19 protein-coding genes and 1 rRNA gene are annotated in these 22,087 nt (G+C 67.8%); 14 read left to right on the forward strand and 6 right to left on the reverse strand.

The window, feature by feature from the left end; all coding sequences use genetic code 11:
• Nucleotides 1–293 precede the first annotated feature (293 nt).
• Nucleotides 294–2,207, forward strand: coding sequence for an ATP-dependent DNA helicase (locus ABD235_RS39760; protein WP_344183874.1), 1,914 nt, complete (start codon nucleotides 294–296; stop codon nucleotides 2,205–2,207).
• Nucleotides 2,208–2,466: 259 nt separating this feature from the next.
• A complete protein-coding gene (gene ligD, locus ABD235_RS39765; RefSeq protein WP_344183834.1) occupies nucleotides 2,467–3,435 on the forward strand; it encodes a non-homologous end-joining DNA ligase in 969 nt (322 codons plus the stop codon).
• Between the two features lie 226 nt (nucleotides 3,436–3,661).
• Here the strand turns inward: ligD and ABD235_RS39770 are convergent, their stop codons facing one another.
• Complete coding sequence (locus tag ABD235_RS39770) at nucleotides 3,662–4,180, reverse strand: glutathione peroxidase (RefSeq protein ID WP_344183835.1); 519 nt, start codon at nucleotides 4,178–4,180, stop codon at nucleotides 3,662–3,664.
• Nucleotides 4,181–4,228: 48 nt separating this feature from the next.
• On the reverse strand, nucleotides 4,229–5,002 hold the full coding sequence (lexA, locus tag ABD235_RS39775) for a transcriptional repressor LexA (protein WP_344183836.1): 774 nt from the start codon (nucleotides 5,000–5,002) through the stop codon (nucleotides 4,229–4,231).
• Between the two features lie 346 nt (nucleotides 5,003–5,348).
• Between lexA and ABD235_RS39780 the strand changes: the two genes are divergently transcribed.
• The gene (locus ABD235_RS39780; protein ID WP_344183837.1) at nucleotides 5,349–5,879 is read left to right on the forward strand and encodes a LysM peptidoglycan-binding domain-containing protein; all 531 of its coding nucleotides are present in this window, start codon (nucleotides 5,349–5,351) and stop codon (nucleotides 5,877–5,879) included.
• Between the two features lie 85 nt (nucleotides 5,880–5,964).
• On the opposite strand, the gene ABD235_RS39785 is transcribed toward ABD235_RS39780, so the two are convergent.
• Nucleotides 5,965–6,915, reverse strand: coding sequence for a nucleoside hydrolase (locus tag ABD235_RS39785; RefSeq protein ID WP_344183838.1), 951 nt, complete (start codon nucleotides 6,913–6,915; stop codon nucleotides 5,965–5,967).
• 98 nt (nucleotides 6,916–7,013) lie between these two features.
• Here ABD235_RS39785 and ABD235_RS39790 point away from each other — a divergent pair, with 98 nt between their 5' ends.
• The 4 genes from ABD235_RS39790 to ABD235_RS39805 all read left to right on the forward strand — a co-directional run bounded on the left by ABD235_RS39790 (nucleotide 7,014) and on the right by ABD235_RS39805 (nucleotide 13,771).
• Nucleotides 7,014–8,873 carry a glycerophosphodiester phosphodiesterase gene (locus ABD235_RS39790; protein WP_344183840.1) on the forward strand — a complete coding sequence of 620 codons (1,860 nt, stop codon included), beginning with the start codon at nucleotides 7,014–7,016 and terminating at the stop codon, nucleotides 8,871–8,873.
• Between the two features lie 321 nt (nucleotides 8,874–9,194).
• The gene (gene nrdR, locus ABD235_RS39795) at nucleotides 9,195–9,689 is read left to right on the forward strand and encodes a transcriptional regulator NrdR (RefSeq protein ID WP_184795905.1); all 495 of its coding nucleotides are present in this window, start codon (nucleotides 9,195–9,197) and stop codon (nucleotides 9,687–9,689) included.
• Nucleotides 9,690–9,792: 103 nt separating this feature from the next.
• Nucleotides 9,793–12,687, forward strand: coding sequence for a vitamin B12-dependent ribonucleotide reductase (locus tag ABD235_RS39800; RefSeq protein WP_344183843.1), 2,895 nt, complete (start codon nucleotides 9,793–9,795; stop codon nucleotides 12,685–12,687).
• Between the two features lie 145 nt (nucleotides 12,688–12,832).
• A complete protein-coding gene (locus tag ABD235_RS39805; protein WP_344183845.1) occupies nucleotides 12,833–13,771 on the forward strand; it encodes an aldo/keto reductase in 939 nt (312 codons plus the stop codon).
• A 183-nt stretch (nucleotides 13,772–13,954) separates the two neighbouring features.
• Here the strand turns inward: ABD235_RS39805 and ABD235_RS39810 are convergent, their stop codons facing one another.
• Together ABD235_RS39810 and ABD235_RS39815 are read right to left on the reverse strand one after the other, a co-directional pair.
• Nucleotides 13,955–14,338 (reverse strand): MerR family transcriptional regulator, encoded by a 384-nt coding sequence (locus ABD235_RS39810; protein ID WP_344183847.1) that lies wholly within the window; start codon nucleotides 14,336–14,338, stop codon nucleotides 13,955–13,957.
• 989 nt (nucleotides 14,339–15,327) lie between these two features.
• Complete coding sequence (locus ABD235_RS39815; protein ID WP_344183849.1) at nucleotides 15,328–16,152, reverse strand: aldo/keto reductase; 825 nt, start codon at nucleotides 16,150–16,152, stop codon at nucleotides 15,328–15,330.
• A 129-nt stretch (nucleotides 16,153–16,281) separates the two neighbouring features.
• On the opposite strand from ABD235_RS39815, the gene ABD235_RS39820 reads away from it, so the two are divergent.
• Both ABD235_RS39820 and ABD235_RS39825 read left to right on the forward strand, forming a co-directional pair.
• Entirely contained in the window at nucleotides 16,282–16,911 is a 630-nt protein-coding gene (locus ABD235_RS39820) for a hypothetical protein (protein ID WP_344183851.1), read from the forward strand.
• A gap of 184 nt (nucleotides 16,912–17,095) precedes the next feature.
• On the forward strand, nucleotides 17,096–18,031 hold the full coding sequence (locus tag ABD235_RS39825) for a hypothetical protein (RefSeq protein ID WP_344183853.1): 936 nt from the start codon (nucleotides 17,096–17,098) through the stop codon (nucleotides 18,029–18,031).
• A gap of 163 nt (nucleotides 18,032–18,194) precedes the next feature.
• Here ABD235_RS39825 and ABD235_RS39830 read toward each other — a convergent pair whose 3' ends face one another.
• Nucleotides 18,195–18,461, reverse strand: a complete 267-nt coding sequence (locus ABD235_RS39830; protein WP_344183854.1) for a hypothetical protein — start codon at nucleotides 18,459–18,461, stop codon at nucleotides 18,195–18,197.
• A 140-nt stretch (nucleotides 18,462–18,601) separates the two neighbouring features.
• Between ABD235_RS39830 and ABD235_RS39835 the strand changes: the two genes are divergently transcribed.
• From ABD235_RS39835 to ABD235_RS39855, 5 genes are all read left to right on the forward strand, one after another.
• Nucleotides 18,602–18,955 carry a helix-turn-helix domain-containing protein gene (locus tag ABD235_RS39835; protein WP_344183856.1) on the forward strand — a complete coding sequence of 118 codons (354 nt, stop codon included), beginning with the start codon at nucleotides 18,602–18,604 and terminating at the stop codon, nucleotides 18,953–18,955.
• 69 nt (nucleotides 18,956–19,024) lie between these two features.
• Nucleotides 19,025–19,228: a KTSC domain-containing protein gene (locus tag ABD235_RS39840; protein WP_344183858.1), complete on the forward strand. Its 204-nt coding sequence runs from the start codon at nucleotides 19,025–19,027 to the stop codon at nucleotides 19,226–19,228.
• Nucleotides 19,229–19,383: 155 nt separating this feature from the next.
• The gene (locus tag ABD235_RS39845) at nucleotides 19,384–19,557 is read left to right on the forward strand and encodes a hypothetical protein (RefSeq protein WP_344183860.1); all 174 of its coding nucleotides are present in this window, start codon (nucleotides 19,384–19,386) and stop codon (nucleotides 19,555–19,557) included.
• Between the two features lie 274 nt (nucleotides 19,558–19,831).
• Complete coding sequence (locus ABD235_RS39850) at nucleotides 19,832–21,160, forward strand: serine hydrolase domain-containing protein (RefSeq protein ID WP_344183862.1); 1,329 nt, start codon at nucleotides 19,832–19,834, stop codon at nucleotides 21,158–21,160.
• Nucleotides 21,161–22,008: 848 nt separating this feature from the next.
• Nucleotides 22,009–22,087 (forward strand): 16S ribosomal RNA (locus tag ABD235_RS39855); the annotation flags it as partial.

Raw genomic sequence — 22,087 nt, forward strand, 5'->3', positions numbered from 1 at the left:
CGCGCCCAGCCTGGGACCACACCCCACCCCAAACACCACCGGTCGGCCGCACCTCCACCCCACCTCTTCCCGGCCGCAGCGGCCTCAGCCCCCAGCAACCTCCCCGGCCGCATCGCCGTCAACCTCCAGGGGCCACAACCCCCAGCCCATCTGATCGTCCACAGACAACGACAGGAGTGGAGAAAGTTGTCCGCCCGCCCGGCTAGGGTGTTGTGGTGGGTGTTGATGTGCACGAGTTGCTGGAGGCCGCGGTCTCCGGGGTGAACGGGCAGACCCGACCAGGCCAAGTGGCGATGGTCGAGGCAGTGGACAGCGCGATGCACGACGGCTCGCATCTCCTGATCCAAGCGGGGACAGGCACCGGCAAGTCCCTCGGCTACCTCGTCCCAGCCCTGGTCCACGCCGTGGAGAACCGCCGAGTCGTCGTCTCGACAGCGACCCTCGCGCTCCAGTCCCAGCTCGTCGACCGCGACGTACCGGCCTTGCTCGACGCGACCGAGAAGCTCCTCCCGCGCCGCCCGTCGTACGCGATCCAGAAGGGCCGCAACAACTACGCCTGCCTGCACCGCATCCGCGAAGGCGCCCCGGACGACGACGGCATGCTCGTCGACGTCCCCCCGTCGGGCCCGATCGGCCAGCAGGTGGTCGAGCTGCGCGAGTGGGCCGAGCAGCAACTCGCCGACGGCGAGGCCGGCGACCGCGACCACGCGCCCTCCCACCAGTACCAGGCCTGGCAGCAAGTAGCGATCGCCGCCCGAGAGTGTCTCGGCGCGCAAAAGTGCCCGTACGGCGAGGAGTGCTTCGCCGAGAAGGCCAAGGAGCAGGCGCGCAAGGCCGACATCGTCATCACCAACCATGCGCTGCTCTCGATCGACGCCTTCGAGAACCGCACGGTCCTGCCCGAGCACGACGTCGTGATCGTCGACGAGGCCCATGAGCTCCCCGCCCGCGTCACCGGCGCGGCCGGCGACGAGCTCTCCCCGCAAATGGTCGAGCGCGCCGCCAAGCGGGCGCGCAGGTTCGTCGACGACGACCACGCCGACGACCTGATCGACGCCTCCGACGCCCTGCGCGCCGCCCTCGACCAGACTCGCGAGGGTCGCATCGAGGCCACGAACACGGCCGTCCTCGAAGCGGCCGCGATGGTCCGCGACACCGCCCGCGCGGTCTACTCGGACCTCGGCAAGAAGTCCGACGACAAGGACGACGACCCCGACGGCGCGAAGCGGCAGTCCAAGGGCGCGGTGAAGGAGATCTTCGACGTCGCCGAACGCGTCGCCGCGCTGAACGACCTGGACGTCGTCTGGCTGATCGACCGCGACCGGTTCGGCAAGGAGCTGCGGATCGCGCCGCTCACCGTCGCCGGCCTGCTCCGCGAGCTGGTGCTGAAGGACCGCACCGCCGTACTGACCTCCGCGACGCTCACTCTCGGCGGCGACTTCGACGCGATCGCCCGGCAGGTCGGGCTGCGCCCGGCCGACAAGCTGGCCGACGACGACGAGATGCCGGAGCTCGACGACGAGTCCGAGACCGGCCCGCTGCCGTGGCGCGGGCTCGACGTCGGCTCCCCGTTCGAGTACGAGAAGCAGGCCATCTTGTACGTCGCCAAGCACCTTCCCCCGCCGCATCGCGACGGCCTCGGCTCGAAGCAGTTCGAGGAGATCGTCGACCTGGTCACCGCGGCCGGCGGACGCACCCTGGGCCTGTTCTCGTCCCGCCGCGCCGCCGAGGCCGCGACCGCGGCGGTCCGCGAGGCGACCGACCTGAAGATCCTCTGCCAGGGCGACGCCCACCTCAACGAGCTGTCCCGTGAGTTCATCGACGACCCCGAGACCTCCCTGTTCGGCACGCTGTCGCTCTGGCAGGGCCTCGACGTCCCCGGCTCCACCTGCAACCTGGTGATCATCGACAGGATCCCGTTCCCGCGCCCGGACGAGCCGCTGATGGCCGCGCGGCAACGCGCCGTGGACGAGGCCGGAGGCAACGGTTTCATGTCCGTCGCCGCCACCCACGCCGCGCTGTTGCTTGCCCAGGGCACCGGTCGCCTGATCCGCCGAACCACCGACCGCGGCGTCGTCGCCGTCCTCGACCCCCGCATCGTCACCGCCCGTTACGGATCCTTCCTGCGCGCCTCCTTGCCGCCGATGTGGCCGACCGCCGATCGTGAGAAGGTGCTCGGCGCCCTGAAACGACTCCAGGACAGCTGATGATCCGCGCGTCCGGTCGCCCCACGCTGCCGTCGGCCCCACCGGCTCGGTACGCCGACCCCGCGCGCGTCACGCCCCGCCCGTGCAGCATCGCCGAGCAACGAGCAGCCCGGCCGGCCGCGCACGCGTGTGTGGCGCCTAACTCGCGCAGCAACCCGTCACCTTGTGACTGTGCGGCACACCGCGGCCGCGCCGGGACTGCAGCGTCCGAGCCACAATCTCGACTTCACGTCCCAGCCTGCTACCTAGGCGGCATCCAGTGAGCCCGTCAACGACCCCACCGGTGCTGCCGATGATGGCGGCGCTCGGCACGATGCCAACCGGACCCGACTGGGCGTACGAGCTGAAGTGGGACGGCATCCGCGTGATCGCCGAGGTGGACGCCGACGGCTGTCGGCTCTGGTCGCGCAACAGCCGCGACGTCTCCGGCGGTTACCCCGAACTGCTCGGACTGGCCGCGGCATCAGGTCTGCAACTCCCCGCCGTACTGGACGGCGAGATCGTCACGCTGGACGAGAACGGCGCACCATCGTTCGGCTTGCTGCAGCGGCGGATGCACGTGCGGGACCCACGCCAGCTCAAGCAACTGATCCTCCAGGTACCAGTCTCGGTGCGACTGTTCGACGTCCTGCGCTTCGACGGCAAGTCGTTGCTTGAGGCAACCTACGATGACCGTCGCGCACTGCTGGAGTCCCTGGACATCGACGACCCGTTCTGGGAGGTCCCCGGCGCGTACGCCGACGGCGAGCAGGCTCTCGACCTCTCGGCCGCGAACGGCCTGGAAGGCGTGGTGGCGAAACGCCGCAAGTCGCGGTACCTGCCAGGCAAGCGCAGCTCGGACTGGATCAAGGTGAAACCGGTCCAGACCCGCGACGTCATCCTTTGTGGCTGGCACCCGGGGGAGGGGAACCGCTCAGGCCGCATCGGCTCCCTGTACTGCGGCGCGTACGACGGCAGCGGTCAACTCGTGCTGATCGGCAAGGTGGGCTCAGGCCTCGACTTCGCGATGCTCGACCTGCTCGGCGCGGAACTGGCCGGCCTCGAGATCGACCGCCCGCCGTTCGACGCGTCCACGATCCCCGCCGGCGACCGCCGCGCCGCCCACTGGCTCGACCCGCTCCTGGTCGCCGAAGTCACCTACTCCGGCTGGGCCGCCGACGGCCGCCTCCGTCACCCCGTCTGGCGAGGCCTCCGCCTGGACATCGACCCCGAGTCCGTCATCCGCTAGACCACGGCCGGTCGGCGCCGCCGCGCAGCGCCGACTGCTGCCGCGCCTGCGGCTACCGGCCCGAGGCTAGGCCGACTGACCAACTTCTCAACCGGCCAACACCCCGAATACCCCTGCGACACTGAGGCATTCTCTGTCGAAGGGAATCGAATCCACCGAGTCTTCGATCCCCGTCGCAGTGACCGGCACGGCGGTACCTGCGCCGGCCGATCGAGCAAACGCCTGATCAGTCCCCGGACTCCTGCTGCTGCCGGCTGGGCGCCGGCATCGCCAGCGCCGCCTCGACTTTGTCGGCCAGCTTCTCCGGCGTCGCCGTCGGCGCGTACCGAGCGATCACGGCCCCGTCCCGCCCGATCAGGAACTTCGTGAAATTCCACTTGATCCGCCCGCCGAGAAGTCCACCGGCCTCACGTTTGAGCCAGTTGTACAGCGGCAGGGTCTTGGACCCGTTGACGTCGATCTTGGCGAACATCGGGAACGTCACGTGGTAGATCGTCGAGCAGAAGTTCGCGATCTCGTTCTCGTCGCCCGGCTCCTGGTGGCCGAACTGGTCGCAGGGGAAGCCCAAGACCGAAAAGCCTTGTTTCCGGTAACTCTTGTAGAGCTTCTGCAGACCCGTGTACTGCGGGGTCTGGCTGCACTGCGATGCCGTGTTGACCACCAGGAGGACCTGGTCACGGAAGTCGGCAAGAGACTGTTCATTGCCTTCGATCCGTTTGGCGCTGAAGTCATAGACAGTCGTCATAGCTCAATGCTGACACGACACGCCCGACTTCGCGCGCCGTCTGAGATGTCAGACACGCCGCAGAACTGTTACGACCTTTCCGAGGATCACCGCGTCCTTGCCGTCGATCGGCTCGAACGCCGGGTTGTGCGGCAGCAGCCAGACCTCGGTGCTGGTCTTCTTGAACGTCTTCACGGTCGCCTCGCCGTCGATCATCGCGGCGACGATGTCACCGTTCTCCGCGGTCTGCTCCTGGCGCACGACCACCCAGTCGCCGTCGCAGATGGCGGCCTCGATCATCGACTCACCCTTGACCTTCAGCATGAACAGCGTGCCTTCGCCGACCATTGCCTTGGGCAACGGAAAGACCTCTTCGACGGCCTGCTCGGCGAGGATCGGGTTACCGGCGGCGATCTGGCCGACCACCGGTACGTAGACCGCGGCCGGGTGGACGTCGCCGGCGCCGGTCTCGTCGTACGACGTCTGCTGGACCGAGCCGACCGAACCGCGACGCGCCACCTCGGCGACTTCGTTCGGATAACGGACCTCGATCGCGCGCGGCCGGTTCGGGTCGCGGCGCAGCAGACCCTTCTGCTCGAGCACCTTGAGCTGGTGGGAGACCGAGGAGGAACTGGTCAGGCCGACCTTCTCGCCGATCTCGCGCATCGACGGCGGGTATCCCCGGCTCTCGACGGAGTCGCGGATGACGTCCAGCACCCGGCGCTGCCGTGGGGTCAGGCCGGTCGCGTCGGCCGGGCCGTCCGGCAGCTCGGACACGGTCGGCTCGGTGCCAGTGCCCTTGCTCGAACCGCTGCCCTTGCTGGAACCGCTCGTCCTGGCCATCGGTGGTAACTCCTCGGGTCGGGGGCCGGCGCCTGCACGTCACTGGGCTCGGCCTTGCGTGGTCGACTGAGCACGACGTTAGACCGAATCCTGAGATTCTTCAAACATCTGTTCGAAGGCGTGTCGGTTCGCACGTTTGTTCGTGTGTCGGGTTATAGAGCGGGAATTTCCTCGGCGTGTCCTGGTTGGAACAGTTGCGGATCGGACGGCTGACGGTTAATCATTCGTACAGACGTTCGATCGAACAAGTGTTCGGGTGGCGCCGGTTCCGGAAACTGTCGGAGGCGCCCGGTAGACAGAGATCGACAGCGCAGGACGAGGTCTGGACGAGGGTCTGGAGGATCCGATGAGCACAACGGCTCTGGCAACAACAAGTGCGCCGGACGTGGGCGTTCCCTCGGAGCCTGCCGTGGTGCCGACCGTTCGTCGCCGCCGTCGCATCGACGGTACGACGACCGATCCGCTCGGCGTGCGGGCCTGCTCGGGCACCGACCTCGACCCGCGGCCACGACTCGTGCACTCGGCGCGGACATCGCAGCCGGCCGGTCGCCGCCCGGTCGAACCGGAGATCGAGCCGTCGGCCCTGCAGCTCACCCGCCGCGGCCGCGCGGTGCTGACCACCCTGTCGGTGCTGATCTTCGGCGCGGCCATCGCCGTACTGGGTCTGCGGGCCGCCGGAGCCCTCGAGCCCGAGCCGCAGTTCACCAGGACCGTTCAGGTGCAGGTCGGCGCGGGCGACACGCTGTGGTCGATCGCCCAGACCACCAACCCCTCGGACAACCCGGCCGCGATCGTCGAGCAGATCGCCGACCTCAACAACCTCCGCACCGTCGCCGACGTCGTCCCCGGCCAGACCCTGGACGTGCCCGTCCGCTGATCGCGCGCCCGCCCCAGCGCGGACGACCTGTCCCGCCGCTGACGCGAACCAACGCCCGCGCTCGCGCGCCCCGACGAACCGCGTCCTACCGGACCGTCGACAGCCACAGGTCGGCGTACCGACGTCCGTCTACCGCGGTAGCGACCTTCACCACCGTCGGCGAAGCGCCGTGCGGGTCCGAGGTGAGATCGCCTCTCCAGTCGCGGGTGTCCACGATCGTCCGGCCGCGGGACCAGCTTCCCGACAGCTCCACCCGCAACGGGAACTCCTGCGTCGTCAGCCCGTCCGGATCGATTACGGCGCACACCGCGCCGCCGTCCCCGATGCTCGCCGCGTCCGCCCGGTACAGCTCGCTGCGCCGCTCGATCAACTGGCGCGCAAGGTCCGCCGACGCCGACCCGCCGAGCGCACCGGCCTCGGCCAGCGTGATCGGCACGTTGTAGAACACGTCGAGCCCGTACATCGTCACCGGCACCCCGAGCTCAGCGGACGCCGCCAGCACCACCGCCGCCGCCTCCGGATCGGTCCAGATGTTGAACTCCGCCGACGCCGTCGCGTTCCCGATTCCCGCCGCGCCACCCATGAACACGATCTCCCGGAGCCCTCGCGCGGCCTGAGGGTACGTCCGCAGCAGCAACGCGATGTTCGTCATCGGCGCGAGCGGCACCAGCGTGATCAGCTCACCCGACTCCGCCGCCTCCAGCAGTACGTCGCGCAGCAGCTCCACCGCGTGCCGCGGATCCGGCGTACGGGACGACTTCGGCCAATCGAGGTCCCCGAGGCCGTCCTTGCCGTGCACGTGCGGAGCCGCGCGAACCGGCTGCAGCAGGGGGAGTGCCGCGCCCCGAGCCACCGGTACGTCGCCACGTCCCGCCGCGTCGAGCACGGTGAGGGTGTTGACGACGACCTCGTCCAGGCCGACGTTGCCGCCGACGCAGGTGACCGCTTTGAGGTCGAGATCCGGATGACGGGCGGCGAGGAGCAGGGCGCAGGCGTCGTCGAGCCCGGTGTCGACGTCGAGAATGACCGGCTTCATTCCGCCATCCTCACCTATGGGGCGATCCATCGCGCGTTGGTGGGCAATTCATCACGGGCTCTGGTGCTGTTCGCGTGGCTTTCCTACGGTCGATGCCCATGAAGCTCACTTCACGCCGCCCTCGTGCAGTGCTGGCCGCCCTGGCCGCAAGCGCCACTGTCACGGCCGTCCTGACCACGCCGTACGCCGCCGCCGAACCCGCCGTCGACCCGACGTCGGCGCAGCCCGCCGCCCCCGAACCCACCGTCGACGAGACCTTCGACGGCACCACGTTGCCCGCCGGCTGGAAGGTCGCCGACGGCGCCTGGAAGGTCCAGAACGGCCGCCTCACCGGCACGTCGACAACCTCCGCCCAGCTCAGCCGGATCACCTTCGGGACGCCGCTGGCCGACTTCCGGATCGAGAGCCACCTGCGCTTCGAGTCCGCCGTGGACGCCGCGCGCTGGGTCGCGTTCGGCCTCGACCTCGCACCAACCGGCGCCGTCCCGTGGTCGATCGCGACGCTGCGCAACGGCTCGACCGCGGCCAACGGCCTCGAGTTCGCGCAGCGCACGCCGTCGAACACCTGGAACGTCACCGACACCGCGGCCGCGCCGATCGCCGTCGGTGTCGGCAAGGAGGTCGCGGTCGCCGTCGAGGTCCGCGGAGCGCGCGCGACCTGGTACGTCGAAGGCCGCGAGGCCCTGCGGACCACGATGGTGAACCGCAGCGCTTCCGGCGTGCAGGCTCTGCTCGTCAACGGCGCGACGGTGTCGTTCGACGACCTGAAGGTGACGCCGCTGGCCAAGGAGTCGTTCGTCCGCAAGCCCGGCGACCCGCTGCGGGTCTGGGCGCACCGCGGCGGATCGAGCGCCGCGCCGGAGAACACGGCCGCTTCCGACGAGGTCGCCCGCCGCGGGCGCGCGGAGTGGATCGAGAACGACGTCCAGCCGACCAAGGACGGCGTACCGATCATCCTCCACGACGACACCGTCGACCGGACGACCGACGGGACGGGAGCAGTCCGCAACCTGACGTTCGCGCAGATCGCCGGTCTGGATGCCGGCTCGTGGTTCGCTCCGGCCTTCACCGGTCAGCGCGTGCCGACGCTCGGGCAGCAGCTGGACGGGCTGAAGACCCGCGGCGGCAATCTGCTGCTGGAGGTGAAGGGCTCGCACACGCGCGAGTCGGTCGCCCGGATCGTCACCGAGATCCGCGACCGGGGGATGACCAGCCGGGTGTTCGTCCAGAGCTTCGAGCCGCAGCACCTGCGCTGGATGCACGAGCTGGCGCCCGAGCTCCCGATCGGGCTGCTGCGCAGCACGCTCGACCCCGACCCGGTCGCGATCGCGAAGGACCTCGGCCTCTCGGCGTACAACCCGTCGGACGCCGCCTTCCAGACCCGGCCGGGCATCGTCGCCGAGCTGCACGCGCAAGGTGTCGCCGTGAACGTGTGGACGGTCGACGACGCGACCCGCTGGAACTCGCTGGAGAAGGCCGGCGTCGACGGCATCATCACGAACCGCCCGGCCGAGCTGTACGGCTGGAACTCCGCATTCCTGCAGCGCGGCAAGCCGGTTGTCCTCAGCCCCGCCGCCGGGCAGAAGGTCGACCGCGCGCAGCAGCTCCGCATCGCGGTCACATCGCCCGAGCCGGCCACCATCACCCTGGACGGCAAACCCATCGACAACGGCGCTCCGATCGACACCACGTCCCTGGTCGCCGGCGAGCACGTGATCAAGGCCCAGATCGGTCAGGTAACCACCGAGTCCCGCTTCCATCTCGTCGCCACACCGACCGGCCTCGCCAACCTCATCCTGACCTCGAGCGGCTCGCGATCGACCGTGTCCACCATGACGACACTGCTCGGCCGGCGCCAGTACGGCGTACTGGCGGCCTATGCCGGCACCCCGGCCGCGGCCGGCCTGACAGCCGCCCGCCGTGCCCAGATCATCGCCGAGGCCCACGCCCTGAGCTGACCAGATCCGCCCTGGGCGGCCAGAACCCGCCACCTTTCAGAGGCCCTTCGGAGCGCTGTATTTTGCGCCTCCGGAGGGCCTCTGCTACGGCGCCACGCGGGAGTACACGAGGCCTTGCGGGTGTTGGAACAAAGAGACGCGCGCGGGATCTGGGCGTTCTTGCAAACTGTCGGAGCAGCGACGTAGCATCCCTAGATGTAGTGGTTACACGGGTGTAATTTTCCACAGGTAGTGGTTGGTTACCCACAAGTCGTACACAGGTTGTCCCCAGCTCGATCCACAGCGTCGCGTCCGGCGCCCCCACGGGAGGAGTGATTCGCCGTGCACTGTCCGTACTGCCGCCACAGCGATTCCCGGGTCGTCGACAGCCGGGTTGCCGAAGACGGCGGAGCGATCCGCCGCCGGCGACAGTGCCCGGTCTGCGAGAAGCGGTTCACCACCGTCGAGCAGATGCAGCTGACGGTCGTGAAGCGCTCCGGCGCGACCGAGCCGTTCAGCCGCGAGAAGGTGATCCGCGGTGTGAGCAAGGCCTGCAAGGGCCGGCCCGTGGACGCCGACGCGCTGTCGCGGCTGGGACAGAAGGTCGAGGACGCGCTGAAGGGCGGCGGCTCGCCGGAGGTGCCGGCCCACGAGGTCGGCCTGGCCATCCTCGGTCCGCTGCGCGAGCTCGACGAGGTGGCCTACCTGCGGTTCGCGAGCGTCTACCGGCAGTTCGAGTCGGCCGACGACTTCGAGACCGAGATCGCGCTGCTGCGGGCCGAGAAGGACCCGGAGGGCACCGAGCCGGCGCCGCAGGGCGTGGCTCCACAGACGTAACGGGGATTGCAGCACCAGCAGTACCAGTAGTACGCCGTACAGGCACCAGGAAGTACCAACGGGGCGGTCCCGACAGACCGCAGACACAGGGCGAGGAGCAACCATGACAGAGACGGTGACCGGCCACTCGGGGTCGACCAAGAGGTCGGCGGCCGGGTTCCGTGGGCGCAAGAGCGCGCCGGCGGGACTCACCATCGAGCGCATCTTCACGACCGAGGGCGTCCACCCCTACGACGACGTGACGTGGGAGCGCCGCGACGTCGTCCAGCAGAACTGGAAGACCGGTGAGACCGTCTTCGAGCAGCGCGGGGTCGAGTTCCCCGACTACTGGAGCGTGAACGCCTCGACCATCGTCACCACCAAGTACTTCCGCGGCGCGGTCGGTCACGACAACCGCGAGTGGAGCCTCAAGCAGCTGCTCGACCGGGTCGTGAAGACCTACCGCAAGTCCGGTGAGGAGGAGGGCTACTTCGCCACCCCCGCCGACGCGGAGATCTTCGAGCACGAGCTCACCTGGATGCTGCTGCACCAGTACTTCAGCTTCAACTCGCCGGTGTGGTTCAACGTCGGCACCTCCTCCCCGCAGCAGGTGTCGGCCTGCTTCATCCTCGCCGTCGACGACTCGATGGACTCGATCCTGAACTGGTACAAGGAGGAGGGCCTGATCTTCAAGGGCGGCTCCGGTGCCGGCCTGAACCTGTCCCGGATCCGTTCGTCCAAGGAGCTGCTGCAGTCCAGCGGCGGTACGGCGTCCGGCCCGGTCTCCTTCATGCGCGGCGCGGACGCGTCCGCGGGCACGATCAAGTCCGGTGGCGCCACCCGCCGCGCGGCCAAGATGGTCGTGCTCGACGTCGACCACCCCGACATCGAGGAGTTCGTCGAGACCAAGATGCGCGAGGAGGACAAGATCCGCGTCCTCCGCGACGCCGGCTACGACATGGACCTCGGCGGCCGCGACATCACCTCGGTGCAGTACCAGAACGCGAACAACTCCGTCCGGGTCACCGACGAGTTCATGCGCGCGGTCGAGGAGAAGGGCGAGTTCGGCCTGCGGGCCCGGATCGACAACTCGATCATCGAGACCGTCGACGCCCGCGAGCTGTTCGACAAGATCAGCCACGCCGCCTGGGCCTGCGCCGACCCGGGCATCCAGTACGACGACACGATCAACGACTGGCACACCACGCCGGAGACGGGCCGGATCACCGCGTCCAACCCGTGCTCGGAGTACATGCACCTCGACAACTCCTCCTGCAACCTCGCGTCGCTGAACCTGCTGAAGTTCCTCAACGACGACGACATGTTCGACTCGGAGAAGTTCGTCAAGGCCGTCGAGCTGATCATCACCGCGATGGACATCTCGATCTGCTTCGCCGACTTCCCGACCGAGGCGATCGGCGACACCACCCGCGCCTACCGGCAGCTCGGCATCGGCTACGCCAACCTCGGCGCCCTGCTGATGGCGACCGGCCACGCCTACGACTCCGACGGTGGCCGCGCGCTGGCGGGCGCCATCACCTCGCTGATGACCGGTACGTCGTACAAGCGCTCCGCGGAGCTGGCCGGCATCGTCGGCGCGTACGACGGCTTCGAGCGCAACAAGGACGCGCACACCCGGGTGATGCGCAAGCACGCCGCGGCCAACGACGCGATCCGCACCGTCGGCCAGATCGACAAGGACGTCCAGAAGCACGCCACCGCGGCGTGGGAGGGCGTGCTGAAGATCGGCGCCAAGAACGGCTGGCGCAACGCGCAGGCCTCGGTGCTGGCGCCGACCGGCACGATCGGCTTCATGATGGACTGCGACACCACCGGGATCGAGCCGGACTTCTCGCTGGTCAAGTTCAAGAAGCTGGTCGGCGGCGGCTCGATGCAGATCGTCAACCAGACCGTCCCGCGGGCGCTGCGCCAGTACGGGTACACCGAGGAGACGATCGAGGCGATCGTCGAGTACATCTCCGAGCACGGCCACGTGGTCGACGCGCCGGGCCTGAAGACCGAGCACTACGAGATCTTCGACACCGCGATGGGCGAGCGGGCGATCAAGCCGATGGGCCACGTCCGGATGATGGCGGCCGCGCAGCCGTTCCTGTCCGGCGCCATCTCCAAGACCGTCAACCTGCCGGAGACCGCGACGGTCGAGGAGATCGCCGACGTCTACTTCCAGGGCTGGAAGCTCGGCCTGAAGGCGCTCGCGGTCTACCGCGACAACTGCAAGGTCGGCCAGCCGCTGTCGGACTCCAAGGCCAAGAAGGCTGAGGCGTCGACCGAGGCCGCCGCGGAGAAGGTCGTCGAGAAGATCGTCGAGTACCGGCCGACCCGCAAGCGCCTGCCGAAGTCGCGCCCGTCGCGGACGACGTCGTTCAGCGTCGGCGGTGCCGAGGGTTACATGACCGCGGGCTCGTACCCCGACGACGGTCTGGGCGAGGTCTTCCTCAAGATGGGCAAGCAGGGCTCGACCCTGGCCGGCGTGATGGACGCCTTCTCGATCGCGATCTCGATCGCGCTGCAGCACGGTGTGCCGCTGGAGACCTACGTCCAGAAGTTCACCAACCTGAAGTTCGAGCCGGCCGGTCTGACCGACGACCCGGACGTGCGGATGGCGCAGTCGATCATGGACTACATCTTCCGCCGCCTGGCGCTGGACTACCTGCCCTTCGACGACCGGGCGGCCCTCGGCATCTACTCCGCCGAGGAGCGTTCCCGCCAGCTCGACACCGGCTCCTACGAGCCGACCCCGGTCGAGGTTTCGGAGCCCGAGTCCCTGAAGGCCGTCGAACCGGCCCCGGAGAAGCCGGTCGCGATCGAGGACGCCTCGATCGACGCGGCAGCCGCCAAGCCGGTCACCTCCGAGGTCCGCACCACCGCCGAGATGTTCGAACTCATCACCGGCACCTCGGTCGACGCGCCCCTCTGCTTCACCTGCGGCACGAAGATGCGCCCCAGCGGTTCCTGCTACGTCTGCGAAGGCTGCGGCAGCACCTCCGGCTGCAGCTGACACCCCCGATTGATAGCACCACGGCCCCCGGGAATTTCCCACCTTCCCCGGGGGCCGCAGTGCGTTCCGGGCCGCCCGCCGAAGCTTGCGCCTCGACGCCGTACCGACTTGACCTGGAGCGCGCTCCAGCATCGAGGCTGGGGCCATGAACACACCCCAGCTGGCCCTCGGGACGATGTACTTCGGCACCAGGGTGGACGAACGAACCGCTTTCGCGATCCTCGACCGGTACGCCGAACTCGGCGGAACCTTGATCGACACCTCCGACAACTACAGCTTCTGGACCTCCGACACAGGCTTCGGCGGCCAGAGCGAGGCGTTGCTGGGCCGTTGGCTGAAGTCCAACCCCGGGGTCCCCGTCCGCCTCAGCACGAAGGTAGGCGCCCAACCCACCCGCGTCGGCGGCTTCCCCGACCACCTCGAAGGCCTGCGCGGCGACGTCGTACGCGCAGCCATGGCGACCAGCTTGGAACGCCTCGGTGTGGACGGCGTCGACCTGTACTGGGCACACGTCGAAGACCCGACGGTCCCGGTGGATGAGTTGGTCGAGACTTTCGGCGGTCTGGTCCGCGACGGCCTGACCGCTCGCTGGGGCGTCTCGAACCACCCGTCCTGGCTGCTAGAACGAATCCGCGCCACCGCCGAACACGCCGGCCACCCCCAACCAACCGCCTACCAGCAGCGCTACTCCTACCTCCAGCCCGCCGGCGGCATGGCCGTCGAAGGCCAGCCGATCCCGCTCGGAATGCTGGCACCCGACGGTCTCGACTTCCTCCGACGCAACCCGTCCTTCGACGGCTGGGTCTACACCGCCACCCTCCAGGGCCGGTACGACCGCACCGACCGCCCGCTAGACCTCGAGTACCGCCACCCCGGCACCGAACGCCGCCTGACGGCACTGACCCGCATCGCCACCGCCCGCGAACTCCAGCCAGGCCAGGTGGTCCTCGCCTGGCTGACCTCCGGCACCCCAGCGCTAACCCCAATCGTCGGAGTAAGCACCGTCAACCAGCTCGAACAAGCCGTAGAAGGCGCATCCACCACCCTCACCAACGACGAACTCACAGCGCTAGACGACGCCTGATGCCCGCGGTGGGCGCGCTGCTGAGCAACAGCGCCGGCCTGGCGGCCGCGTGGACTACTGAGCCCCATTGCCTCGCTGGAGCGCCGTCAGCTAGTCATGCTCGACAAAGCGACTGAGCTGACAGCGACGACGATCATCCCGCCCAGGCATCTGGAGCTGTCGCCGGTAGAGCAGTTGCCGCGCTCAGGACGTCGCCGCCCCCTCCGTCCGGCGGATTTCTCCGCGGTACCAGTCCGCCTTCTCCTCGACTCGCGCGAGGACCGTGTCGAGCTCGGCGATCCTCCCGCGGATCGAGGCGGCGTGCTCCTCGAGCAAAGCGACGCGCTCCGGCATCGTGTTCTCGTCACGGCTCAACTCGCCGTACCGGCGCAACTGCTCGATCGACATCCCCGTGTCCCGCAAGCACCGCAGGAACCCGAGCATCCAGAGATCACCGTCGCTGTACACCCGCCGCCCACCAGCGCTGCGCTCGATCCGCGGCAGAATGCCTTCGCGCTCGTAATACCGCAACGTATCGATGCTGAAACCGGACTGAGCCGCTGCCTCCGCCGGTGAATAGGTCGCCATCACCAAAACCTAACAACCCACCTGGAGCCAACTCCAGATCAATCTCGGATCCCGCCGGCTTCCAACCACACAAGCCCGCCGGCCAACCACTGCATCGTGCGCCAAGTCAACCTCCACGCGCCGCGACCAAGCGAGCACAGCCGTTGACGGCGTCGGGCTGCAAGGCGGATATCAGCGCAGCCAATCGCACATCCCCAAGATCTGCCGCGAAGCCAGCGCCAGCCCGTCCGGCGTGAAGTCCATCCGGGCCGCGTCGTCCGCACACCGGGGCATCAACTGAACTTCTCGCCGCCGACCAGCCACCACATCGACCGAACATCTTGACCACCGGCCAGTAAGCGCGACGTTCGAGCCCGCTCGCCGTCAGCCAGTCGGCGCGACGTCCGAGCCCGCTCGCCGCCGGCCAGTCAGCGCAACGACTGAACCCCTCGACTACCGGCCAGTCAGCGCAAGGACCGAACCCCTCGCCGCCGGCCACCCATCACGACGACTGAACACCGTCGACCACCGGCGAGCCCGCGCAACGGCCGAACCCTCCGCCACCGGCCACCATCGCAACGACTGAACCCCCTTGATTACCGGCGAGCCGCGCCACCACCGTCCTTTCGGGTCCGGTCGCGATCGGGCTGCGACTCCAGCAGGGGCTACCACCGCAAGCCGCGGCGATGGATCGGGAGGAGGAACTGCCCCGCAAAGACGCGGCACACGCGTCGGTGAGGGAACTGACCGTTGCTCTGTGGGCGAACCTCAGCGGCAGCTACGCGGACAGCTTCTGATCAGGCCAGCTCCCCCCAGGCGGGCTCATCCTGAAGTTCGTCGCCGGCGACACCACCGAATGGCGGCCTGGGCTCATCGATCAGCTCGCGACACACGCTGCTGCTGGGCGTACCGGGCCACGTTGCCTTGCCGGGGCCGTGCGCCATACGCGTATCCGAGCATCGGCGGACGCATCGTTCTCCGAGTGCCGCCGTCCCGAGAGACGGCCGGTGTCAGTGGCCGGACCGATCCGAGTCCGCGGGCGCTGATCCGGTGCCGTCCAGCGCCGACAGTGTGGCGATCTGCTCGTCAGTGAGTTCGAAGTCGAAGACCTCCAAGTTCTGCGCGAGCCGTTCCCGGTTCGCCGACTTCGGGATCGGTACGACGTTCAGCTGGATCTCCCAGCGCAGCACGACCTGCCCCGGCGTCTTCCCGTGGTCCTTCGCGATTTGTACGACGTCCGGCCGGTCGAGCAGGTCGCTGCCCTTGCCGAGTGGGCTCCAGGCCTCGGTCACGATGCCGTGCTCGGCGTGGAAGGCGCGGTTCTCCTGCTTGGTCCAGATCGGGCTCAGCTGGATCTGATTGACCTCGGGAACTTCGCCGGTCTCGTCGATCAGGCGCTGCAGGTGAGCCGGCTTGAAGTTCGACGTACCGATCGCCCGCACCAGGCCGGCCTCGCGCAGCGCGAGCAGCCCGCGCCAGGCGTCGACGTACTGGTCCTGGTCCGGGTTCGGCCAGTGGATGAGCAGCAGGTCGAGATAGTCCAGGCCGAGCTTCTCGACGCTCGCCTCGAACGCCGTCCGCGCACCCTCGACGCTGTGCCAGCGCTTGTTGAACTTCGACGTCACGAACAGCTCCTCGCGCGGAGCACCCTTCAGCGCACGACCGACGCCGACCTCGTTGCGGTAGTTCTCGGCCGTGTCGATCAGCCGGTAGCCGAGCTCGAGCGCTGTCGCGACAGCGCGCTCGGCGTCGTCGTCGTTCATCGGCGACGTACCGAGTCCGAGCCGCGGCATCGCGCTTCCGTGACTCAAGGTGACGGTCGGGGCAGCACTCATCGGACTTCTCCTCGGCTGGTCGAATCTCGGCCAACGGTATCCAGCGACCCCGCGGTCAAACTGTCGGGATCCTGGGTGATGATGATTCCGGGCCACTGAGGCAGGCCCCGGGATGCGAGGGGGTTGGGGATGAAGAACCGGCTGATCACGCTGGTGGACCTCGGTCTGGACAGCTCCTTCGACGCGTCGATGACGTTCGTGCAGGGCGTCGTCGGCAACGTCAACGCCGGCTGGAACGAGCCGGTGATCGACGTGAACTTCGTCCGGACCCGGGACCACGAGACGGCGTTCTCCGCACTGACCACCCCGTCGACCGTGCTGCACGTGATGGCGCACGGGGACCACAGCGAGGAGCCCTCGTTCCTGTCCACGGACGGCCAGACCCAGGTGTCGCTGAGCGCCCTTGCTGACTGGTTCCTGGATCGGCAGTGGGGGATCTCCAGCGGAGTGGTGATCGCCGACGGCTGCAAGACCGGCATCGGCAAGTGGCAGCGCGCCATCCGCGACTGCCTGCAGGACGACATCACCTACATCGGCACCAGCACGGTCGTCGGCTGGTACGAGGCGACCGTGTTCTGCTCGGCGTTCTACGGCGCGCTGATCCGCAACCGCGGACTCGGCAAGAGCCCCGCCGAGCAGGGCTGGGACGCCGCCAACCGCGCGATCAGCGCGTACGAGACGCTCACCGACGCCCGCTGCCCGTACAAGCCCGTGGTCCTCACCCCGTCTCGCCGCGCTCTGCGTTCCCTGACCGGCTGAGCGTCGTTTTCTCACGGAGTGATCGCGTTCCGTTCTCACGGAGTGAGAGCGACACGCAGAGCTGTCGCTACCGTCCGTCGACCATGTGAGACTTTTTGTGCCTCTGACCGACCGCCCAGGACCTAACAGCGGGGACTCCTCCAGCCGGGTACGCCGGCCGGTACTTGCGTTGAAGGAATCCCTGATGAAGCTCGACAAGAACACCCTCCTGCTCTCCGCCGCGGTGGTTGCTTTCCTGTATCTCCTGGCTTTGGTCCTAGGCCTGCCGGGCTGGGTTGCCGTCATGGTTTCCGTGGTCCTCCTGCTGGTCGTCGCCGTGGTCTACAACGAGCCGGTCACCAAGCCGGCCCCGATCACTGTCCAGGCCCCCGTGACCCACGCGCCGAGCCTGCACTCGTCGAACGCCGCGGACCACGACCCTGTCTTCTCCCTTCCTCCGACCCGCACGATCGCCGACGTACGTCTCCCGTCCGCGTCGCCGGATTTCCAGTTCAGCTTCTCCGCCGTCGTCCACTGGTCGACCGTGCTGTCCGGATCCCGTCACGCCGACCTCAGCAGTGTCGCCGTCGACGCCCTGCTCAACCGCGCCAAAGCCCTCACCGCCGGCCAGCAGCCCACCGAGGAATCCCTCAACCAGCACCGTCTGGCCGCCCTCCTTGGCGAACCGGATCTCGATGACCGAGGCCAGGTCCGCACCTGGGCCACAGAGGTCCGTCTTCGGCTCCCCGACGCCGACAGCAAGCACCTTCAGGTCCTCGCAGCCCTCCACCGCCGCGAACAGAGGACCTTGCTGGAACGCCGCATGGAACGCGACGAGCGTGCTTACCTCCGCGACGAGGTTCTGGCGAGCCCCGGCTCCGCCGCCGTCTGGTGGCTCGTCAACAACCCGGGCGAAGTCGAGAAGGCCGTAGAGCTCCTGGAAACCCTCTCGCAGCTGTCTTCCGTGGCGAACACCGACGAACTCCCACCCGAGCGGCGCCCCAAGCCCCACCTCACGTCCGCCGACAAGTCCATCGCCGAACTCGCAACCGTCCTCAACCACGACTCCGAGGACGACGCCCCTACCGACTACCGCGAACAATTCTTCGCCGAGAAGCCACCTCGCCCAGACCACGGCTGATCGGACGACCACAGCCACGACCGACTACGGGATGTGGGCGTGGTGAGCTCTGCGTTCAGCCGACAAGGCGCGAGGCGAACGGCGGGCTCGCCTGTTCGGGTGAAGCGCGGTACGGCCGGCGCAGGGGAGCGACCGGCCGTACCGCGGTCGGAGGGGCGACCAGTCACGGGTCGAGCCAGCGGATCGTGGTGGCGCCGTTGTGGCCGTGGATGGTGAGGAGGGCGGTGATGCCGTCTTGCCAGACGGTGGTGGTGGGGTAGGGGCCGCCCCACCGGAGGGTGACGGTGTTGTCGGACCACTGGACGCCCTCGGCGACGATGCCGGTGCCGCTGACGCCGGAGACGTCGACGTGGCGGACCAGGTGGAACCGGCGTGGAGGCTGTCTCGTGAGGGTGTCGAGCGGGCGGCGGGTCGTGGATGCGCTTGTCATGGATTCAGTGAACGGCGTGTGGGACGGCCACACCATGAACTGAACAGGTATCCACAGGGCATTCTTCGCGCACTCGGCCGAGGGCCGAAAACTCGTACCTTTCTTGCAGACAGTGACCGAGCGAGCGAAGGAGCGGGCGGATGGCAGTTGTCGAGAAGTGGACCGGCCGGCACGCGCATGCCCTGCGGGAGGCGCTGCGGCTGACCAACGAGTCGTTCGCCGGACGACTCGGCATCGCACCACGGACGATCACGAAGTGGAAGGAGCGCCCGGAGATGGTGCCCAGTCCGCACTTGCAGGGGGCACTCGACGCGGAGCTGGCTCGGGCTCCTGTCGACGTACTGACTCGCTTCACGGCGAACCTGGGCGAGCCCGACCAGCGGATCGCCTTGGACCAGGCGTCGATCGGTCAGCTCAACGCCGCGGTCACGGATCTGGCTCGGCTGCTGGCGCGCATCGAGCTGGGTGCGTTGCAGCAGCATTCGGCACACTGACATGGACCTGCCGCCCGGCAACGTAGCGGCGTACGGGGCACGAGAGATGGATGCTGAGAGGAGTTGGGAATGCGGCGAAAGCCGGTGAACTCGTCGAGTGTGCAGTCGTTCGGATGGGAGGACGGGACGCTCGAGGTGGAGTTCGTCAGCGGTGACGTCTACCAGTACTTCGAGGTCTCGGAGTTCACGTACGCCGCCTTGGCGCGGTCCGACAGCGTCGGGCGATTCATCAACACCAGGATCAAACCTCACCACGACTTCAAGGAGGTTTGAGGACGGCTGCGAAAGAGGTTGGCGGGCTTGGGGTTTTCGCTGTGTCACCGGCGGGCACCAGATGGTCGTTCCACGGGGGTGCGCTCAGCCAGGAGGTGGACATGCGCACTCGTAGAGCCTCTACGACTGGTTCTCGCGTCATCACGATTGTTGTTGTGGTCTGGCTGTTGATCGGCCTCGCGGCCGCGGCGCAGCGAAACTACTTCGGAGGTTCCGATGCCACCTGCGCGAAGGTGGGGACCACGTTGGTCACCATCGTCGCCGGACCGCTGAACTACATCGGCGCCAACCCGAAGATCGACTGCGCAGCTCCGCAGCCGTCCAAGTAGTCAGAGCACCGGCAACACCTCGAGCTCGTCCGGCCACGGATGCTTCGGCATCCGTGGCCGGTGCTCGCTGCGTGCGGCCGAGTGGGCTTAGCTGACTCGCTCGTGCGGCGCTATCTGGAGTCGATCGCGGACGGCCTGTCCTCGTCCCTTGCCCCCGGTCTCGGCACCCGATCGTTGTGTTGTCGGAGCAAAGACGCAGGCGAGACCGCGCGTCGGAGCGCGCGCAACTGTGTCGCTCTAGGCTCCGAGGAGTCGAGTGTGAGGAGCAGCAGCCGTGGGGATTGAGAACGACGTACTGCGCGGGCAGCTGGTCGGGGAGCTCGAGCGGTTTGCCGTGCCCGGAGCCAGTTGGGCGGTGATGGCTGGCGGCGGGATCGTCGCGGCTGGAGCAGCCGGGCTTGCTGACGGCGGGACCGAGGTGTCGGCAGAGACGCTGTTCCAGGCCTGTTCGATCAGCAAGCCGGTGACGGTGTTCGCGATGCTCCGGCTGGTGGACAGGGGGCTGCTCGAACTGGATGAAGACGTCAATCGCCGGCTCACCTCGTGGCAGGTTCCCCGGACAGGCAACTGGCAGCCGACGGTGACCTTGCGACAGCTCGCGAGCCACAGCGCCGGATTGACCGTGCACGGCTTCCCCGGTTACCCGTACGGCGAACCGTTGCCGACGACCGTGGAGATCCTGGACGGCGTAGGACCGACCAACACGTTTGGGGTCCGAGTCGACACGGTGCCGGGGGCGCAGTTTCGGTACTCCGGAGGCGGAACCGTCGTGCTGCAGCAGTTGATGGAAGACGTGACCGGTACACCGTTCCGTGAGTTGATGCAGGAGCTTGTGCTCGAGCCGCTGGGGATGGCCGACAGCGACTACGCGCAGCCGTTGCCCGACGAGCTTCACGGGCGGGCGGCGACTGCACATGACGAGCAGGGGGCACCGATCCCAGGCCGTTGGCACACCTATCCGGAGTTGGCAGCTGCTGGGCTGTGGACAACGCCAAGTGATCTCTGCACGTTCGCGTTAGCGGTGCAGGCGGCGTACGTCGGTGCTGATGGCGCACTACTGTCGCCGGAGCTCGGACGGGAGATGCTCACGCCGCAGGTTCCCGCGAGCAATCGGCTCGGCGGACTGGATCACCTTGGGCTGGGGCTGTTCCTCGGTGCCGGCGGCGCGCGGTTCGGGCACAGCGGTGGAAACAACGGGTTCAAGTGCCACCTGCTCGCGGATCGCGAGTTCGGACTCGGCGCCGCGGTGATGACCAACGGCGACAACGGCATGTGGGTGGTGCAGCGGGCCTTCGCGATGCTGGCTTCGGCGTACGGATGGAGCGGGTACGACGAACCGCTGGACGACTGGGATGTTCCTGGCGACGACGTCCTTGAGCGGTTGGTCGGCAGGTACCGGCTGCGCGACGGGTTCGGCTTCACGGTGGACCGCCTGGGTGGCGGGATCGAAGTGAGCTTCGACGGTCAGGAGCCGATGAGATTCGTGCCGGTGGACGCGCGCTCGTTCGCCAGCTCGATGGTGAGTGCTCGGCTGCGCCTCCGCGGGGACGGCCTGCTGTTCGAGCAGAACGGCGGCCAGATCGAGTGCTCACGGATCGACTGAGTCGGCGGGGAATAGGTCGGGTGGGGGACCGGTTACACCTGATGCCGCCTGGTACATGACCCCCGGGCCTCACACTCAGCCGCTTCGAGCGGCCACTCGCCGAGAGGCGTCTGCTGGGCGGTGCGGTACTCGGTGGGTGGGTGACGAGCGATCGTCGCCCACCCATCACCCGTCTCGGGGAAACCACTTGAACGGGTAGTGCACTATAGGAAGTGGACCTGGCGGTGACGCGAGGGCCGGCCTCGCGGAGACGCGAGTGACAGGTGGGACCAGAGGGACGACTACGGCATCAGGCCGATGTGGTCGAGGAGTGCTCAGCACAGGTCAGAACATGGCCCGGATCTCGATTTGCATCTTCACCGTGAATGTCAGTAATGTTCTTCTTGTTGGAGCGAGTGCGGGACGCGAAAGCGGCCGGTCGCTTCGACAAACTCCCTGAAAGTCCTAGCAGCCGAAACGCGCCTCGTGCGGGTTTGGGTTACTGAGACACGCAGGGAGACTGGGACGGAAGAGGCCGATTTGACCGGCCCCGGACAGAACAGTAAAGTTACGCAGGTTGCCCCGGAGTCCTGGCTGAGAGGTCATGGACGCGGTGTGCGCCCGATTCTTGAGAACTCAACAGCGTGCCGAAAGTCAATGCCGAAATATGCATTAACCCCGTACACAGGCATTGGATGACTTTTCTACCCTGGTCTCTTCGAGATTATGGGGGTTTGGTTGTCTGTTGTTCTGTGTCGGATTCCTTTGAATGTAATTTCTGGATTCAAGTCAGTTTGATTTGTTTCTGATTCAAAGGATCACTCAAAGTAGTCTGTTCTCCGCGGTTCGCCGTGGTGGATATATAGATTTCAACGGAGAGTTTGATCCTGGCTCAGGACGAACGCTGGCGGCGTGCTTAACACATGCAAGTCGAGCGGTAAGGCCCTT

This window comes from Kribbella lupini (assembly GCF_039529595.1).
GTDB classification, from domain to species: Bacteria; Actinomycetota; Actinomycetes; order Propionibacteriales; family Kribbellaceae; genus Kribbella; species Kribbella lupini.

Excerpts from the sequence above, each read along its gene's own strand:
- ABD235_RS39840 (WP_344183858.1), top strand. The coding sequence starts at position 19,025 with ATGCGGCGAAAGCCGGTGAACTCGTCGAGTGTGCAGTCGTTCGGATGG.
- lexA (WP_344183836.1), bottom strand. The coding sequence starts at position 5,002 with ATGGCCAGGACGAGCGGTTCCAGCAAGGGCAGCGGTTCGAGCAAGGGC.
- ABD235_RS39780 (WP_344183837.1), top strand. The coding sequence starts at position 5,349 with ATGAGCACAACGGCTCTGGCAACAACAAGTGCGCCGGACGTGGGCGTT.
- ABD235_RS39825 (WP_344183853.1), top strand. The coding sequence starts at position 17,096 with ATGAAGCTCGACAAGAACACCCTCCTGCTCTCCGCCGCGGTGGTTGCT.
- ABD235_RS39830 (WP_344183854.1), bottom strand. The coding sequence starts at position 18,461 with ATGACAAGCGCATCCACGACCCGCCGCCCGCTCGACACCCTCACGAGA.
- ABD235_RS39800 (WP_344183843.1), top strand. The coding sequence starts at position 9,793 with ATGACAGAGACGGTGACCGGCCACTCGGGGTCGACCAAGAGGTCGGCG.
- ABD235_RS39815 (WP_344183849.1), bottom strand. The coding sequence starts at position 16,152 with ATGAGTGCTGCCCCGACCGTCACCTTGAGTCACGGAAGCGCGATGCCG.
- ABD235_RS39785 (WP_344183838.1), bottom strand. The coding sequence starts at position 6,915 with ATGAAGCCGGTCATTCTCGACGTCGACACCGGGCTCGACGACGCCTGC.
- ABD235_RS39760 (WP_344183874.1), top strand. The coding sequence starts at position 294 with ATGGTCGAGGCAGTGGACAGCGCGATGCACGACGGCTCGCATCTCCTG.
- ABD235_RS39810 (WP_344183847.1), bottom strand. The coding sequence starts at position 14,338 with ATGGCGACCTATTCACCGGCGGAGGCAGCGGCTCAGTCCGGTTTCAGC.
- ABD235_RS39770 (WP_344183835.1), bottom strand. The coding sequence starts at position 4,180 with ATGACGACTGTCTATGACTTCAGCGCCAAACGGATCGAAGGCAATGAA.
- ABD235_RS39805 (WP_344183845.1), top strand. The coding sequence starts at position 12,833 with ATGAACACACCCCAGCTGGCCCTCGGGACGATGTACTTCGGCACCAGG.
- ABD235_RS39820 (WP_344183851.1), top strand. The coding sequence starts at position 16,282 with ATGAAGAACCGGCTGATCACGCTGGTGGACCTCGGTCTGGACAGCTCC.
- ABD235_RS39790 (WP_344183840.1), top strand. The coding sequence starts at position 7,014 with ATGAAGCTCACTTCACGCCGCCCTCGTGCAGTGCTGGCCGCCCTGGCC.
- ABD235_RS39835 (WP_344183856.1), top strand. The coding sequence starts at position 18,602 with ATGGCAGTTGTCGAGAAGTGGACCGGCCGGCACGCGCATGCCCTGCGG.